15 protein-coding genes are annotated in these 17,380 nt (G+C 62.6%); 5 read left to right on the top strand and 10 right to left on the bottom strand.

Features of this window, described 5'->3' with window-relative positions:
• Positions 1-43: 43 nt before the first annotated feature.
• The 8 genes from HF916_RS17380 to HF916_RS17345 form a co-directional block, all read right to left on the bottom strand.
• On the bottom strand, positions 44-1,009 hold the full coding sequence (locus HF916_RS17380) for a hydroxyacid dehydrogenase (RefSeq protein WP_168790112.1): 966 nt from the start codon (positions 1,007-1,009) through the stop codon (positions 44-46).
• Positions 1,010-1,066: 57 nt separating this feature from the next.
• Positions 1,067-2,140, bottom strand: coding sequence for a porin (locus tag HF916_RS17375; protein ID WP_168790111.1), 1,074 nt, complete (start codon positions 2,138-2,140; stop codon positions 1,067-1,069).
• A gap of 207 nt (positions 2,141-2,347) precedes the next feature.
• On the bottom strand, positions 2,348-3,136 hold the full coding sequence (locus HF916_RS17370; protein ID WP_168790110.1) for an SDR family NAD(P)-dependent oxidoreductase: 789 nt from the start codon (positions 3,134-3,136) through the stop codon (positions 2,348-2,350).
• Entirely contained in the window at positions 3,133-3,972 is an 840-nt protein-coding gene (locus tag HF916_RS17365; RefSeq protein WP_168790109.1) for a carbohydrate ABC transporter permease, read from the bottom strand. Before HF916_RS17365 ends, HF916_RS17370 begins: the two co-directional genes overlap by 4 nt.
• Positions 3,969-4,901 (bottom strand): carbohydrate ABC transporter permease, encoded by a 933-nt coding sequence (locus HF916_RS17360; protein ID WP_168790108.1) that lies wholly within the window; start codon positions 4,899-4,901, stop codon positions 3,969-3,971. The genes HF916_RS17365 and HF916_RS17360 overlap by 4 nt, the downstream gene beginning before the upstream one ends.
• Entirely contained in the window at positions 4,898-6,007 is a 1,110-nt protein-coding gene (locus tag HF916_RS17355) for an ABC transporter ATP-binding protein (protein ID WP_168790107.1), read from the bottom strand. The genes HF916_RS17360 and HF916_RS17355 overlap by 4 nt, the downstream gene beginning before the upstream one ends.
• An 85-nt stretch (positions 6,008-6,092) precedes the next feature.
• Entirely contained in the window at positions 6,093-6,905 is an 813-nt protein-coding gene (locus HF916_RS17350; RefSeq protein ID WP_168790106.1) for an HpcH/HpaI aldolase family protein, read from the bottom strand.
• A 13-nt stretch (positions 6,906-6,918) separates the two neighbouring features.
• Positions 6,919-8,586: an IlvD/Edd family dehydratase gene (locus HF916_RS17345; RefSeq protein ID WP_240975660.1), complete on the bottom strand. Its 1,668-nt coding sequence runs from the start codon at positions 8,584-8,586 to the stop codon at positions 6,919-6,921.
• 351 nt (positions 8,587-8,937) lie between these two features.
• Here HF916_RS17345 and HF916_RS17340 point away from each other — a divergent pair, with 351 nt between their 5' ends.
• Positions 8,938-9,177, top strand: a complete 240-nt coding sequence (locus HF916_RS17340; RefSeq protein WP_168790104.1) for a hypothetical protein — start codon at positions 8,938-8,940, stop codon at positions 9,175-9,177.
• Positions 9,178-9,213: 36 nt separating this feature from the next.
• Here HF916_RS17340 and HF916_RS17335 read toward each other — a convergent pair whose 3' ends face one another.
• Positions 9,214-9,969 carry a phytanoyl-CoA dioxygenase family protein gene (locus HF916_RS17335; RefSeq protein ID WP_168790103.1) on the bottom strand — a complete coding sequence of 252 codons (756 nt, stop codon included), beginning with the start codon at positions 9,967-9,969 and terminating at the stop codon, positions 9,214-9,216.
• A 301-nt stretch (positions 9,970-10,270) separates the two neighbouring features.
• On the opposite strand from HF916_RS17335, the gene HF916_RS17330 reads away from it, so the two are divergent.
• From HF916_RS17330 to HF916_RS17315, 4 genes are all read left to right on the top strand, one after another.
• Positions 10,271-11,092, top strand: a complete 822-nt coding sequence (locus HF916_RS17330) for an AraC family transcriptional regulator (RefSeq protein ID WP_168790102.1) — start codon at positions 10,271-10,273, stop codon at positions 11,090-11,092.
• 67 nt (positions 11,093-11,159) lie between these two features.
• Positions 11,160-12,242, top strand: a complete 1,083-nt coding sequence (locus HF916_RS17325; protein ID WP_206001903.1) for a xylose isomerase — start codon at positions 11,160-11,162, stop codon at positions 12,240-12,242.
• Entirely contained in the window at positions 12,239-14,266 is a 2,028-nt protein-coding gene (locus HF916_RS17320) for an alpha-glucosidase (RefSeq protein WP_168790101.1), read from the top strand. Before HF916_RS17325 ends, HF916_RS17320 begins: the two co-directional genes overlap by 4 nt.
• Positions 14,267-14,285: 19 nt before the next feature.
• Positions 14,286-15,542, top strand: coding sequence for an ABC transporter substrate-binding protein (locus tag HF916_RS17315; protein WP_206001902.1), 1,257 nt, complete (start codon positions 14,286-14,288; stop codon positions 15,540-15,542).
• Between the two features lie 100 nt (positions 15,543-15,642).
• On the opposite strand, the gene HF916_RS17310 is transcribed toward HF916_RS17315, so the two are convergent.
• Entirely contained in the window at positions 15,643-17,325 is a 1,683-nt protein-coding gene (locus HF916_RS17310) for a hypothetical protein (RefSeq protein WP_168790100.1), read from the bottom strand.
• Positions 17,326-17,380: the final 55 nt, after the last annotated feature.

Genomic DNA, 17,380 nt, shown 5'->3' with positions numbered 1-17,380 from the left:
CCCGCTTTCGATGCAACACGACGCGTCGACAATCGCCGCCCGATTACCTGCCGCCCTCTCTCTCCGCCAACGCGAGCTCCGCCGAACACAATGCTGCCTTGACACGCTCGGCGACCAGCGAACTGACGCGCTCGTTCGATTGCACGGTCAAGCCCGCGATATGCGGCGTAAGAATCAGATTGGGCGCGCCCGCGAGTGGTGATGCCGCGGCAAGCGGCTCATTGGCGAACACGTCGAGCGCGGCGCCAGCCACGTGCCCGGTGCGCAACGCTGCGGCCAGTGCAACTTCATCGACAATGCCGCCACGAGCCGTATTGATCACGACCGCGCCCTTCTTGAGCATGGCGATCCGCGCACCGTCGAGCAGATTGCGTGTCGCCGGCAAGAACGGTACGTGTAGCGTGACGACATCGGCACAACGCAGCGCGTCGTCCAGCGAGACCGCACGCGCGCCCGTTTCCCGCCAACAGGGCGCATCGGTCGAGAGTTGCGGGTCGTGGCCGACGACCTGCATGCCCAACGCACGGGCAAGCCGCGCCACAAGTTGCCCAATGCCGCCGAACCCGATCACGGCAAGCGTGGCACCCGCCAGTTCGCGGCCGTTCGAAAGCGCAGTGCGCGGCCAGCGTCCGTCCGCCACGTCTGTGCTCGCGAAATAGACGCCGCGCAGCAGCAGGAGTGCTGACGCGATCACGTATTCGGCCACGGCCTGTGCGTTGGCTCCCGTAGCGGGATGAACCGTCACGCCGCGGCCGGCGCAGGCGTCGAGATCGATATTGTCGAGCCCGACGCCGAGCCGTCCGACGGCGAGCAGGCTCGGCGCGCCATCCAGCAACGCACGGGTGACCTGGGTGCGATTGCGCACGATCAGTGCATGCGCGTCCGCCAGTGCTTCGCGAAGGGTTTCGGGGACCTCGACCAGCGAGGGGTCGTATTGAACTTCGAAGTCAGCTCGCAACTTGTCCACTGCAGACGCGTCCATAAACTCGCTAATCACCACCCTTTTCATATGGAATCCTTATTTAATATTCCAAAGCACCGACCAGAAAAACCAACTGAAACTAACTTAGAACGATGTCCGCAGACCGGCGGTAAAAGCCCAGGGTTTGAAGCCCGGCGTAATCGTCGCGAAATTCGAATTCAACAAACCGAAGCCTTGCGTCGATTTCGAATTGTTCTGGATGTAAGCGGCGTAGGCGTACAGTTGCGTCCGTTTGGTGAAGTAGTACACGTAGCCGAGGTCGTAGGCCAGCGCCCTCGCATCCTTGTTTTCGATGCGCCGCGCCACGCCGATGTTCACGTCGCCGGGGCCGACCGGAATCTTCGCATTGACCATTTCCGCGGAGGCGAAGAAGTTGGTGCCGTCGGTGGTCTTCGTGTAAATGTAGTTGCCGCCAAGTATCACCGGGCCGAAGTTATACGTCGCACTCAGTACGTGCGTGAGTTGCGCGGAGGCAGTCAGCGTCGTCGCGTTGGCGTAGTACTGGTCATGATTGAAACCGTACGCCAGCCAGAGACTGTTGCGCGAATAGATGACGTTGAAGCCGAGGTTGCGCCCGGCAGCGGTTTGTCCGCTCGCGTTCTGCGCGCCGAACGAGTAGCCCAGTTCCGACGACAGCCCATAGTAATTCGGCGTCCGGTATCGCACCGAGTTCGGATAGAAGCCGCCGGTACCGGATTTGCCGAGCGTGTAGGTGTGCTCCAGCGTGATGATGGCCGAATAAGTGGCGAGTCCATACGTGCCGACGTCGGAGCCGAGGAACGTCCAGTAGATCGGCAGGTACATGTAGCCGAAATCGAGGTTACCGTACTGCTTGCTGCCCAAACCGACCGAAGCACCGCGGGCCCACAGCGTTGCGCCGCCGCCCGCCCCCGTATAGGTGTTGAAGTTAGTTTCCATCATGAAGTTGGCGCTATATCCGCCACCGAGGTCCTCGGTGCCGCGAAAGCCCCAGCGCGACGCCTGCAAGTTGCCCGTGGCTGCCTGGGCAGTTGGACTGACGCTGTGATCGTATTTCACGTACTGGACTGCGGCGTCGACAATGCCGTAGATCGTCACGGAGGACTGCGCATGGCTTGCTCCGGCAAGCGCCATCAAGCCCATCCCCAACGCGGCACGCCCCAGCGGGTGCTGTTTCATTCGATGTCTCCTGTCATGCATTGTTTTAAGGTAGCGCTGCCGGTCGAGAGAAAAAGTGCAGCCTTTTTCGCCACGGCCGTTTGTCCACCCGCCTTGGTTCGCCTGTGCTGCTGCACAGATCGATACCGGTATTGCCGGTCCTCTTTTCTTTCCTGATATTGCCCAGAGCCCGAAGGTCTCCGTCACCCTATTACCTGGGTATCCGTATCATCCGACCATGGAAGTCTGTGCGAGACCCGCGTCGACGAGCAGGTTCTGCCCCGTAATCGCAGCGGACTCCTCGCTCGCCAGAAACAACACCATGCTGGCCACGTGATGCGGCTCGACGCGGAACTTCAGGCATTGAGATTCGATATAGCCCTGGTCCGCACCAGCGTCGCGCCACAGTCGTTGTTGCCGCTCCGTCACGACCGCACCCGGTAGAACCGCGTTCACCCGAATGTTGAGCTCACCGAGTTCCCGCGCCAGCGTGCGGGTGATCCCGCTGATCGCTGCCTTCGAGGCCGTGTAGCCGATCAGGTTGGGCCGCCCGCGTAGCCAGGAGATGGACCCCAGATTGATGATCGCGCCGCCTCCCGCGCCGGCCATGCCCGGGGCGACCCGTTGCGTGGCGAACACGTGATGCGTGAGGTTCACCGCCAGCAGGTCATTCCAGCGCGCCTCGCTGAGATCCGCGAGCGCATGACGATCGTCGCGCGCCGCGTTGTTGACCAGCACGCGGATGGGGCCAGTCACGTCAGCCGCGCGGTCCAATACCTGATGCAATGCTGCGACGTCGCGCACGTCGCAGCGCAAAAAAACGGGGCGCTGCTCGGCAGGATAGGTATCGCACAAGGCTGCGCCGGCAGCTTCGTCGATATCGCAGAAGGCCACCCGCGCGCCCTGCTGAACAAACGCATCCACGAGTGCCGCGCCGATCCCGGATGCACCACCCGAGACGAATACGGCCTTCCGATGCAGGCTCGGATACAGCGTGTATTGCCGCGTCGCGCTCATCCTTTCAACCCTCCGGCGGTGAGGCCGCCGATCACCCGCTCCTGGAAGATCGCCATCAGCGCCGCCACGGGCACGATGGCGACCACGAGCGCGGCGGAGATCAGCGGCCACGGGAATCTGAACTCACCCTGGTAGAGCGTGATGCCGACCGGCAGCGTGCGGAATGCCGGCGACGAGTTGAGCGAAAGCGCCAGCAAAAATTCGTCCCAGGAATTCACGAACGCCAGGATCTCCGCCGTGAACACGCCCGGCGCCGACAACGGCAGCACGATCCGAAACAGCGCACCGATGCGCGTGCAGCCATCGAGCAGGGCCGCGCTTTCCAGGTCCTCGGGAATGGCCTGGAAGAAGCTCACCAGCACGAGCGTGCAGACGGGCAAACTCAGCACGCTATACGGGATGATCAGCGCAAGGTACGTGTTGAGCAGCCCCAACGTGCGCATGATTTCGAACAGCGGCACGAGCAGGGTGACGAGCGGAAACATCGACGACGCGATGATCAGCGAGAGGATCAAGCCGCGATACTTCAGCTTGAGGCGCGCAATCGCGTAAGCCGCGCACGCCGCCACTAGCACCGCGATCGCTGTCGAGCAGAAGGCCACGACAAAGCTGTTGGCGAGAAACACCAGCAGCGGCTGATCCGTGAACGCGTGCACGTAGTTGGCGAGCGTCGCATGGTGCGGCAAATACGTGATGGGTGTGCGTGCCAGTTCCGCCTCGCTCTTGAACGAAGTCAGCAGAATCCATACGGCCGGAAAAAAGCCGTTGAACACGACGACCGCCGCCGCGATCCAGCGCAGTCGCGCGCCGCTAAAAAGCCCTTGTAGCTGATTCATTTTCTGCCTTCTCCTCGCACGAACTTGAGATAGAACACGCTGATCGCCAGCGAAATCACAAACATGAATACCGCCAGCGCCGCGCCGTAGCCGACGTCGAGATAGTCGATCATGGTCGAGTTGATCAGCATTGCCAGCGTTGTGGTGCTGTTGCCCGGACCGCCGTGCACCATCGTGTAGGGAATGTCGAACGTTTGCAGCGCGCTGATGGTGCGGAAGATCATCGCCACGACGATCGAAGGCACCAGCATCGGCAACGTGATGTGAAAGAACTTCTGCAGCCGGGTTGCCCCATCGACCTCCGCGGCTTCGTAAAGCGAACGCGGGATCGTCTGCAGCCCGGCGAGCAGAATCAGCGCCACGAACGACGAGGTCTTCCAGATCGTCGTCAGGCACACAGCCGCGAACGCCCAGGCGGGGCTCAGCAAAAACATCACCGGCTCGAAGCCGAGCCGCACCAGCACGTCGTTGACGATGCCGTGATCCGTATTGAAGAACCACGCGAAGATGAGACCGGAAAACGCCAGCGGCAACGCCCACGGCAACAGCAAGGCGAGACGGATCGGCCAGCGCACGCGATACGGCAGATTCGCGAGGAGCGCCAGCGGCAGACCGACGAGGAACGCGCCGGGCACCGTGATCACCGTGACGAGCAACGTATTCTTCGTCGCGTTCCAGAAGTCCGGATCGTGCAATGCGTCCGCGTAATTGCGCAGACCGGCAAAACTCGGCGCAAGACCGCCTGAGAGCCGGATGTCGAAGAAGCTGTTGTACAGCAGCTTGCCGATCGGATAGACGACGATCAGTCCCAACAGCAACGCGGCAGGTGCGAGCAGGATGAAGGCGAGCTGCTTGTCGGAAGGGTCGAGCCAACGCGAGCGCCGCTGTTCCGGTTGCGCGTGTTTCTCGGTGACGCTGACGCTGTTCATCGCGACCTCGCGTGCTGAAGGGACGCGCCTGTTTGCGTATCGAACCAGTGGGTCTTCTCGTGCTTCACGGAGAGCCAGGCTTCGGCACCGGGCGACAAGTGGATATCCGCGGGAAGCCGCGCCACCAGCGGCTGGCCGCCGAGATCCAGCGTGCACAGCGTCTCGGCGCCGAGGGGCTCGTTCACCACCACGCGCGAGCGGATCGGGCACGCGCCGCCCTGTGCGGCCGCTTCGGCGTCCGTCGCGTACTTCAGGCATTCGGGCCGAACGCCGAGCGTGAGGCGGCGCTCACCAGGTTTCAGCTTCGCCAGTACGCCGGCGGGTATTTCGATGTCGATGCCCTGACCGCGCGCGCGCGTCCGCTCGATGTCCAGCTCCAGCAGGTTCATCGCGGGCGATCCAGTGAAGCCCGCCACGAAGGTGGTGCGCGGCGCGTTATAGACTTCGTCGGGGGTGCCGTACTGCACGACCCGGCCGGCCGACAGCACCGCGATGCGGTCCGCAAGCGTCATGGCCTCGACCTGATCATGCGTGACGTAGATCATCGTCGCGCCCAGCCGCCGGTGCAGCTTCTTGATCTCGACGCGCATTTCGTTGCGCAGCTTGGCGTCGAGATTCGACAGCGGCTCGTCGAACAGAAAAACCTTCGCATTGCGTACGATCGCGCGGCCCATCGCCACACGCTGCCGCTGACCGCCCGATAGATTGCGCGGCTTACGCTCCAGCAGATGATCGAGTTGCAGCAGCTTTGCTGCCGATTTCACGCGCGAGTCGATTTCGAGTTTTGGCGTTTTACGCAGACGCAGACCGAACGCCATGTTCTCGTAGACGGACTTGTGCGGATAGAGCGCGTAATCCTGAAACACCATGGCGATTTCGCGCTCGCGCGGCGCCAGACCGTCCACGCGCTTGCCGTCGATCATGATCTCGCCGTCCGTGACCGTTTCCAGCCCCGCGAGCATGCGCATCAGCGTCGACTTCCCGCAGCCCGACGGTCCGACGAACACGACGAACTCGCCGTTCTTCACATCGAGATTGATGTCGTGCAACACCGCGGCGTTGCCGTCATACGCCTTGACCACACGATTGAAGGTCACTGTCGCCATATCTGTCTCCGCTCGCGTCTCTTGGACGCGAATCAATGTTGTGCTGCCTGTAGTGCTTGCCTTGCTTGCGCGAGGCCTACGGCGCTCAATACGGCCCGGCACTTTCCGTCGCCACCACACGGCCCTTGAGATCAGCCAGCCACGCCGCCGCCTGCCGCATCATCATGCCCATATCCGACGCGATGGCGACATAGCCGTAGCCCGCACGCACGAACGAATCGACCATCTCGGGCGTCGGCCCCACGATGCCGATCGGCATGCCGATCCGGCGCGCGCGTTGCGCGGCCTCGCGAATCAGCGCCTGCACCGCTTCGTCTTTCAGGTTACCGATCTTGCCCATGGCGGCGGACAGGTCGCCCGGGCCGACGAACAGCGCATCGACACCCGGCACTGCGGCGATCTGTTCGAGCCGTTCGATGGCCGCAGGGGTTTCCAGTTGCACGATGCAGGCGGTCGTCTGGTTCGCCTCGGTGCTGTACGAGGCCTGCGTGCCATAGCCGCTCGCGCGATGCATCGCCGCGTAACCTCGCGTACCCAGCGGGGGGTATTTCGTCGACGCGACCGCGCGCCGCGCATCGTCCGCGGTTTCGACGAAGGGAAACATCAAGGTCTGCGCGCCCATGTCGAGCGCACGCTTGGCCAGTACGGGATCGTTCGCCGCCAGCCGAACGATGGGCGTCGCCGGCGTGCAGCCGACCGCCTGCAGCAGTTGCCACGTGTCGCGGAATTCGATCGGCACATGCTCCATGTCGATCAACAGCCAGTCGAAGCCCGCGCGGCCGAGCGCTTCGGCAGTGCTGGCGGTTCCCGACATCAGCCACGTGCCCAACGGCACACCATCTGCCGCGAGCGCGCGCCTGAAGCCATTCGAGTCCGTGTGTGTGCTGTTCTTGTCCATCGCGATGGGTTCCTTAGAAAATCGTTGGTTCGAGCGGGGTTTCTCGCCCCATCAGAAAATCAAAGTCGCAGCCTTCGTGGGCCTGCGTGACATGCTCCAGAAAGATCCGCGTATAGCCTCGCTTGCAAAGCGGCGCAGCGGGTTGCCATTGCGCACGGCGACGCGCCAGCTCGGCCTCGCTGACGCGCATGTCGAGGCGGCCCGCCGCCACGTCGAGTTCGACAATGTCGCCGGTTTTAATGAGCGCGAGCGGCCCGCCCGCCGCCGCCTCGGGCGCGATGTGCAGGACGCAGGTTCCGTAGTGCGTGCCGCTCATGCGCGCATCCGACAGCCGCACCATGTCGCGCACACCGGCGGCCAGCAGCTTGCGTGGGATCGGCAGATTGCCCCACTCCGGCATGCCGGGCGCACCGAGCGGGCCGCCGTTGCGTAGTACCAGTACGGTGTTTTCGGTGACATCGAGCGCCTCGTCATGAATGCGCGCATTCATCTCCGCCATCGAATCGAACACCAGTGCGGGGCCCGCGTGCTTAAGGAACTTCTCGCTCGCGGCACTGGGCTTGATGACGGCGCCCGAGGGCGCGAGGTTGCCGTGCAGCACCGCCAGTGCGCCCGCGTGCGCGACCGGATTGTCGCGTGGACGCAGCGTCTCCGCGTCCATGCAACGCGCCTGCTCCAGGTTCTCGCCGAGCGTCAGGCCGTTGACCGTCCGGCAATCCAGATGCAACAGGTCGCGAACCTGCAGCAGCAAAGCGGGCAAGCCCCCGGCGTAATAGAAGTCTTCCATCAAGCGGTCGCCTGATGGAAAGACGTTGGCCAGCACCGGAATGCCCTCGCCTTTGCGCGCGAGGTCGTCGAGCGTGAGCACCACGCCACCTCGCCCGGCTACGGCAATCAGATGAATCGCCGCGTTGGTCGACCCGCCCAGCGCCATATAGGCGACGATGCCGTTATCAACCGCATGCGCGTCGAAGAACGTCGAAGGCCGCAGATCCTCCCAGACCATCTCGACGATGCGCGCACCGCTGGCCGACGCCATGCGGGTATGCGCGGAATCCATCGCCGGAATGCTGCTCGCACCTGGCAAGACGAAGCCCATCGCCTCCGCGATCGACGTCATCGTGCTGGCCGTGCCCATGGTGTTGCACGTGCCGGGCGTGCGCGTCATCCGTGCTTCGAGCGCCACCCATTCGGTCTGCGGGAGATTGCCGGCCTGGTATTCGTCCCAGAACAGCTTGGTGTGCGTTCCCGCGCCGACGGGCACGCCACGGTAGCGGTCGTTGAGCATCGGTCCCGCCGGCACGAAAATGCACGGCAGGTCCGCGCTCAACGCGCCCATCAGCAGGCCCGGCGTGGTCTTGTCGCATCCGCCGAGCAGCACCGCGCCGTCGATCGGAAGCGAGCGCAGCAGTTCCTCGACTTCCATCGCCAGAAAGTTGCGATACAGCATGGTGGTCGGCTTGACCATCACTTCACCGAGCGACATGGCCGGTAACTCGAACGGCAAACCACCGGCCAGCAGAATGCCGCGCTTCACGGCTTCGGCCGTTTCGCGCAGATGGCTATGACACGGCGACAGATCGCTCCACGTATTGACGACGGCGATGACCGGCCGCGTCATGAATTCCTCGCGCCGCAAACCCATTTGCTGAAGACGCTGCCGGTGCGCAAAGGAGCGCATGTCGTCCGGGGCAAGCCAGCGTTGACTGCGCAACGCTTCGAGTCGTCTGAGTGTCTTGTCCAATCGGCTACCTCTAGATTGTGTTGCCTTTTATTCGCATTCAATTACCGTGAAGATTCGCCGAATTAACCTCCCAGACTCAGTAAATTTAAAGTCGTATCATTCACATCAGTTAATGCAGTCAAATCTAACTATCTGATTGCACTCAAGAATCGCAATAGTCTTTTACTTCCCTTCCTGCAACCTGTCCTTGCCTGCCCGCGATGAAAATTGCTACCCTAATTAATAACCGACACAAGTCCGATGAGCCGCTCCGCTCAAATCGGCTTTTTCCAGAAGGAGTCCCGCAAAATGACTACGAGACAACGTCTCATTTCCTCCTGCGTGCTATTGGCATCGCTCGGTTTCGCCGCTTCCGCGGCTTTCGCCGACAGCAACACGTCACTGCCGGCTGCGGCGAACGGCGCCTCCGCCGTGCGGACCGCGAACAGCGAAGACGCTGCCCGGGACGCACGCAAGGCCGAGCGTCGGCGACTCGCCCGACTGCCGCGTCCAACCAATCCGGCATCGGCGGCGGATTACGGTTCATAAGCGGCGGCGCCTCCTGTTCACGCGTTTCACCACGCTTCAGGCATCCACGGTTCCGGCCGCGCACGGCATCGGCACCGCCCGGTTGTGTGGCCGCCCCGTTTCGGGACGCAGCAACGGCTCGGCGGTGTACTGGCAAACCAGCGCGCGGCGCGGATGCGCGGTGCGGTTCGCGCCCGTGCGGTGCATCATGACGCTCGAGAACGCCACCGCCGCGCCAGCCGGCACTTCGATCACCTCACCCTCTTCGTCGCCGCGAAAACCCACCAGATTGGCGCCGTTCGAATCCCACTCGTGTTTCGTCACGGAGAGGTCCTGCGAGATGTCACGCGGAATCACGAACAGCGTACCGTTATCGCGCGTCGAGCGGTCGAGCGCGCACCAGACCGTGAGGTACGGCTGATGCGCAAACGGCACATAGCCTGAGTCCTGGTGCCAGGCGAAACTGTCGCCATGCTGCGGCGCCTTCACCACGAGCTGTTCATTGAACAGATACACCTTCGGCCCCAGCAGATCGGAGGCGAGTTCCGCCATCATCTGGCCTTTGATAAATCGATCGAGCGCGGGAAAGATCTCGCAACGGTTCGAGAAGAAGTGCCGGTTCCCCTTGCTGATAGCGCTGTATGCCTGGCCTTCCCGCAGAAACGACGGCGGATATGGCCGGCCTTTTACTGCTGCTTCCACGAGGGCGTCGGCGGCGTCGCGGGCGCCCTCCAGTTCCTGCTCCGACATCGCATTCTCGATCACGCAATAACCCTTCTTCCTGAAACTGTCGATCTGGTCCTGGCTGAGCATCGTGTCGCTCCTGTCGTCAAAGAGCCTCCAGATTAGGCCCAACTTTCGCGGCGATCTCTGCCGATCAAACTGACGTCTCTGCATTTCGTGCTAGGTACGAGCTATGCCCATGTCGCCATCGTATTGGCAAGGGTTTCCCCCACCGCTATCCGCGTACTCCCCTTCTTGACAGAAAACCAGGTGCCCCCGAACAATGGCGGCTCGCAGGCAAGCGCCGCGCCGGGCCGCAAGATCAGCCCGCACGCCATGATTCATGCAGAGCGTATCTGGCCGTTGTGAGGACAGAATGAGGACACGGTAAATGGCTCAGACGATCGACATCATCCCTAGTGCGCTATCCGGAATGTGCTGGCTGAGCCCCGCGGCCCAACCGCGTTACAAGCGCCGCACCAGTCCGCACAGCCACGTCGAGATCGAGGCGAATCTGGTCGAGTCGGGCACCTGCCGCTATCTGGTGGACGATCGCATCCAGAACCTGACGCGTGGTGATCTGATGTGGCTCTTTCCCGAGCAGCCGCACATGCTGATCGATGCGAGCGACGACATGTCGCTGTGGGTGATCCTCGGCCGGCCCGGCTTTCTCGCGTCGCGCACGCAACGCGTGCCGACCTCCGCGCAGGAGCGCGAGCAGTTTGCCCGTCCGCACCGGCTGCGCGAAAGCGAGCGCAACCATCTGACCTCGGTGCTGCAATCGCTGACGGAGTGCGAAGACGACCCGGCTCATCATGCCAACGGGCTCGCCTGGTGGTTCGACGCGGCCGTCCGGATCACCGAGGCGCACGATGGCCGCGCCGGCCGTCCGATGCATCCCGCCATCATCAAAGCGCTGGCGCTACTCGACGCGGATCCGTCGATCCCGCTGCCCAAACTCGCGCAGGTGGTCCATCTGAGCCCGAGCCGCCTGAGCCACCTGTTCGCCGAACAGGTCGAGCGATCCGTCTCCGCACATCGCAACCATGTCCGCTTGCGGCGTTTCCAGGAACAACTGCAACTCGGCGGCTGTCGCAACCTGACGCAGGCTGCGTTCGACGCGGGCTTCGGCAGCTATGCGCAATTTGCCCGCGTGCTTTATGACGCCACCGGCGTGACGCCGCGCGAATTGCTGGGCGACAACGCAGTTTAGCGGCAAGTGAAGACACCTCAGCACGATCCGCGCAGCGCATGATCGACCGAGCGGCGATCATGCATCCATGACAACCGCCGCTACTCTCCTCATCGGCATCACGGGCAACAGCGTGGTGCACACCGACGCCGACACGTTCGATCTTGAGGCCCGTTTTCGCATGGTCAGCGAGGCAGGCGTCTTCGACTACTACGAACGCTCGCCGCCACCGCATGAGATCGATCTCCATCTGCGGATGAGCGAGCGCTACAAGCTGCCGATCCGCGCAGGCGCATTCATCTACATGCTCGAACGCGATGAGCCGCTGCTGGACTGGCATATGCGCATCGGCGGCGAACTGGGCGCGAAGGTACAGAACGTCCAGCTGCGGCATCTCGATGCGAACGGCGTGCCGGTATCGAATGCCCGCGTTGCAGCCGCCTACCTGCACGCCTTGAACGTGGGTGCGAAGGTAGGCGTGACGCCGTGCTTCGAAGTGCATGTGGACATGTGGTCCGAGCACTTCGGGCGGGTCGAGGAAGTGGCGCGGCTGGTGGAACGCGAAGGCGTGCCGTTCAACATCACGCTCGATCCATCGCATGTCATCCACAAGATCGGCAATACCGGCGAACAGCGAGCGCAAGGCATGCTCGCCGACGTGCAGGCGGGCCGCGTGCGGCTCGACCCTGTTGATGAACACAGTGTGATCCAGCGCTGGATCAGCGGCAATCTTGTCGGACACGCCCACGCGCGCCCCGCCGTGCCGAACAATCCCGTCAACGTATGGAGCCGCGGCGCCGACGGCCGGCCAGGGCGCGGCATCCAGTATCCGTTTCGCAATCCACCCGCCGGCAGCTGGCACAGCGCCTGGAACGAAGCGGCACTCGAGCCATGGAAGCATGTCATGCGCACGCTGCTCGCGCATCATGCGCGCGCGCCGTCGAGCCGGCTCGGACACGTCAGTACGGAAATCCTGCCGTTTCACGACTACGGCGCGGGTTCGCGCTATTCGCTGTTCGACGACAACGTGGCCTGCGCGCGCTGGCTACGCGAAACCTGGACAGCCTGTTCCAACCATCCGGCGCGTGGCGTCTTGCCAGACACGCGCCGTCACTTGCCCAATGGGCCAGGCCTTGCCGGCCAGCCCGCTACGACGGGAGCGCAGCAATGACACTGGAGTTCGAACACGGCACCCTGACCCTCAAGGCAGGAGGCCGCGTATTGTTCAACCATCACGAGACACGGCCTTGCTGCTTCGTCGGCATCGGAACCGCGATCGTGAAGACGCGCAAGGGCCACGCTGACTTGCGCGACGATCTCGACGAGAAGATCGCGCTGCGCGCCGCGCGGCTGCAAAGACGCAATGGTCGCGAATGCATTGATTTTTCAATGAGCGCGGATGGTCCCGTTGTTCTGAGCGTCGAGATCGTGCCGGTCGAGACCGGCGTGCATTTGCGCATTCAGTCACACGATGCGCGGATCAACCGCCTCTGGTGGCGCGTACCCGCAGAGGCCGATGAATACGTATGGGGCTGCGGTGAACAGTTCTCCTACTTCAATCTGCGCGGACGGCATTTTCCGCTCTGGACCTCGGAGCCAGGTGTCGGCCGGGACAAGTCGACTCACATCACGTGGCAAGCCGAAATCGCGGGCGGCGGCGGGGGCGACTACTACAAGACCTACTATCCGCAACCCACTTTCGTGTCCTCGCACCGCTACGCGTTGCATGCGCAGACCACCGCCTACGCCGACTTCGATTTTCGTCGCGCGGAGTATCACGAGTTGCATTTCTGGGGCGTCCCCGAACAACTGGAATTCACGCTGGCTGACGACTTCGCGACGTTGGTCGAGCGCCTGTCGACACGTTTTGGCCGCCAGCCGCGCCTGCCGGAATGGCTGCATCAGGGCGCGGTGCTCGGCCTGAAAAACGGACGCCGTCATGCCGACCATGTGCTGGCGCTCGCCCTCGAACACGGCGTGCAAGTGAGCGCGTTGTGGTGCGAAGACTGGGCCGGTGTGCGCAAGACATCGTTTGGCACGCGGCTCTTCTGGGATTGGCGTTGGAACGAAGAACGCTATCCGGATCACGCACGCTGGGTGCAGGCGCTGCGCGGCGCGGGCATCCGTTTCATGGGCTACGCGAACCCTTACCTCTGTGAGGACGGACAGCTGTTCAGGGAGGCACGGGAACTCGGCTATCTCGTGCGCGACAGGAGCGGCGCCGCGCAACTCGTCGACTTCGGCGAGTTCATGTGCGCCAGCGTGGACTTCACGAATCCCGCAGCCGCGCGTTGGTTCAGCGAACGGATTCTCGTGCGTGAAATGCTGGATCAGGGCCACGACGGCTGGATGGCCGATTTCGGCGAGTATCTGCCTGTCGATGCGCAACTCGCGAGCGGCGCGGATCCGATGCTGGCACACAACGCGTTCCCTTCGCAGTGGGCCGAGGTGAATGCGCACGCGGTCGCGTCAGCGGGTAAAACCGGAGAGGTCGTGTTCTTCATGCGTTCGGGCTACACCGGCGTGCAGGCGCACTGCCCCATGCTGTGGGCAGGCGACCAGTCGGTCGATTTCAGTCGTCACGACGGCTTGCAAACGGTGATATGCGCCGCGCTCTCCGCGGGGCTCGTCGGCAACGCGTATCATCACAGCGATATCGGCGGCTATACGAGTCTCTTCGGCAACACGCGCACGCCCGAGGTGTTTCAGCGCTGGGCCGAAATGGCCGCGTTCACGCCGATGATGCGCACACACGAAGGCAACCGGCCCGAGCAGAACTTCCAGTTCTACCAGGACGTCGACGTGTTGCGGCATCTCGCGCGCATGACGCGCCTGCACGTCGCCCTGTCGCCTTATGTACGCGAGCTGGTCGAGGAAGCTGCGCAGCGCGGCTTGCCGCTGCAGCGCCCCTTGTTCCTGCACTATGCGGACGACCGCAGCACTTACGACATCCAGGATCAGTACCTGTATGGCGAGTCGCTGCTAGTGGCGCCCGTGCATACCGTCGATGTCCGCTCATGGCATCCGTATCTGCCCGCCGGTGCGCAATGGGTCCATCTGTGGTCGGGAGAAGTGTTTGCGGGCGGCATGCGCGTCGAAGTCCGCGCCGAACTCGGCGAGCCACCAGTTTTTGTCTTGCAGGGAAGCCGCTGGCAGGATTATCTGCTCTCGCTGCCGGCGAGCATAGATCGATAAAAGACGAAAAGGAGACAATGTGAAAACGAGATATTGCAAGGCGCTATGCGTTGCCGTCGCGGCGCTTTTCGCACACAGCGCGATGGCCGACACCACGCTTCGCGTCTACGTAGGCGGCGCCAACCGCCCGGACCTGATGCGCAAGATGTTCGATCAGTTCGAGCGGAAAACGCCCGGCGTGAAGGTCGTCATCGAGTCCGGCGGCAGCACGTCGGAACTCCAGCGCGCATACCTTTCCACGGTGCTGTCCGCGCACGACTCGAGCCTCGACGTGATGATGATCGACATCGTGAATCCCGCGCAGTACATGCACGCGCAGTGGATCGAACCGCTGGACAAGTACCTGGGCAGCGATGCCACGAACATCATGAAATCGTATATGCCGGCCTACGCGAAGGCGAGCGTCGTCGACGGCAAGATTACCTCCCTCCCAGCGTATGCGGATGCGCAGTTCATGTACTACCGCAAAGACCTGCTCGCCAAGTATCACCTGCCTGAACCGAAGACCTGGGACCAGCTTGCGTCGGAAGCGAAGACCGTGCTCGCGGGCGAGCGTGACACGTCGCTACAAGGACTGTCGATCCAGGGTGCGCCGATCGAAGGCGCCGTGTGTACGTTTCTGACACCTTACTGGAGCCAGGGTAAAGAGTTGATCGATGCGAGCGGCCGCCTGGCCCTCGACAAGCCGGCCGCCGAAAAAGGCATGAACATGTGGCTGAATCTGGTTGATCAGGGCGTCATCAAGAAGAACGTCGCGGAGGTGAAGACTCAGGACACCACGACTGATTTCAGAAGCGGCAAGGCGGTATTCGCCGTCAGTTGGGGCATGGTGTGGGGCCACTTCCAGGAGCCCGATTCCGCGGTGAAGGACAAGGTCGGCATCATGCCCATCCCCGCGATGGCAGGTGGTAGCAGCGATACGTGCGCGGGCGGCTGGCAATGGGCCGTGTCCGCGTACTCGACGCAAAAGAAGGATGCCGTGGCGCTGGTGCGGTGGATGGCGACACCCGAGGTCTCGAAGTTTCTTGCCATCAACGCGGCGATGATGCCCGCTAACCCGGGCGTCTTTCAGGACGCAGCCGTGCTGAAGTCGGCGCCCTGGTTCTCGTCCGCCAAGCCCGTCCTCGAATCGGCGCGAGCGCGCCCCGTATCGGACCGCTATGGAGAGATTTCCGATACGGTGCGCACCGCGACTTCCGCCATGCTCGGACGCGCCGTGACGGTGCCCGATGGGATCGACGCCATGTCTGCGCGACTTCGGCGTGTGATGAGATGAATTGAGCGCGCCCGGAGCGGGTGAAGACGGGCGAAATGCCCGTGCATAGCCCCGCAAAGGGCGCGGCACAAGTTGGCGCACGTTTGCCTGTCCGGATCGACTATGTGAACTTGGGCTTCTCAATCTGTTCTGCAAACGCAGCGCCGCTCACCGGCAACCCCGAATGAGTCACGGTCGTTGTGGGGCTGCGCTCATCCGTTGCAACCGAACCGCTACCCGTTTGTCGCGAGGGAAAGATCACATCGACCAATCGGTCCACGAAATAGAAGAACTTATCCGATGCATATCCGGCCACGAAAGCGACCCCCAGCGGCGAAATGTTCTTGCCGCCCTGAACAAGATCGCTGAATAACCCGATCGCTATCCCGACAATGATGGCACACGTGACATGCGAACGATTCCCCACCTTCGAGTACTCAGGATGAAACCGGTTCGTCTCACACTCGATCTTTATCTTCCTCAGGATCGCCGCGCACGCGCCCAGCCATGCATAAACCACGGGAAGGACAAAGCCGGTCAGCGCGCCGACAAAAGAAAGGATGATCTCGCGCCCATACAGCGCCATTGCCCGGATGTCCTGATAGGCAGCGATCTTGACGAATCCATCCTTTATTACGCCCTCCGGATGGACTGAATAGTCATTGTCCTTGTCTTTGTCCTTCCCCTCGTTGATGACCGGTTGCAGCATCGGCACCTTGATTTCCAGACTGTCCCGGATCCGCTTCTGATCACAGATCCAATCCGACGCTACCGGAGACGAGGCCGCACTGACAGGAAGGAGCACCGGTTTCGGCGCAGTGTCGGGACAATCCGGATCACGATCCGTGTACCGGTTAGTCACGGATAGATTCAGGAGCCGTCCGATCAGCCGGATGCGATGCACGTCGTTGAATAGCTGCCTGTTGTTGGTTGCGAATTGTTGCAGATTCTCTTTGATCTGCAAGGCGGGCTGCGAGTTACTCAGCGCATACAGTTCGTTGCTCGCCTTCTCTCTCGCCTCGATAACCTCGGGCGTATCGTTTCCCGATTCAAAAGTTTCCTGATAAGCAGAACCCAGCAGCGCTCGAAGTTCACGGTCGGTCTTCTGCTTCGACACCACAATGTTCTCGCCGTAGCTCACCAGTTGATTATGCAGTGCCATCGAGCCGGCGTCGTTGAGCTGAACAGTATGCAGCACGTCATCGGACACCTGATTGACCGTGAAAAGCAGGCACGAGAGCGAAACGACGGCGAATGTCAGCACGACGGCTGACCACGTGTAGATCCGGATCGCTCGACGCGCGCCGCGTCTGGCTTCGCCGCCCGCCGTTTCCGCAACCACCGGTAATGTGCTGCTTGCCAGGCGGTCTACGGCCGGGTAAAAGGCCGATTCGACATCCGCGTCCCACGTCCCCTGCTTCTGCGCGGCTCTGGCCCGCGAGAAAACCGCGATGTCGCCGGGCGCGAGGTTATGGCCTGAAAACGCGGCGTACGACGCGAGTTCGTCAGCGCGACGCAAGTCTTCAGCAACTTGCGCGTTGGGATATCGCACCTGCTTCACGAGTCGCAGCAGCGTTCGGTCGAGCGCGATCTCAAGGTCTTCAGAGCCGCTGAAATGCCATACGGCGTGACGCGCACGTCTGACGACTGCCATGTCCGCGGGGTCGATCTCGATACCGCCCTCGAACGCCTGCGCGATCAACCTCTCCGCCTCGGAAATCTTCGCTTTGAGCGCGCGTCGCAGTAACCAGCACTGACGCGTCGTATCGCTGCGCGCCTGTCCGACCTTCTGATCGTCGCTCATCATGTCCTCCGCCGCGGCCGACAGGCCTGCTGTGCCCCGAGGTTATGCGGTCGCT

Origin of the sequence: Paraburkholderia aromaticivorans (assembly GCF_012689525.1) — a bacterium.
Lineage (GTDB): Bacteria > Pseudomonadota > Gammaproteobacteria > Burkholderiales > Burkholderiaceae > Paraburkholderia > Paraburkholderia aromaticivorans_A.
This window is presented reverse-complemented; position numbering and strand designations above follow the sequence as displayed.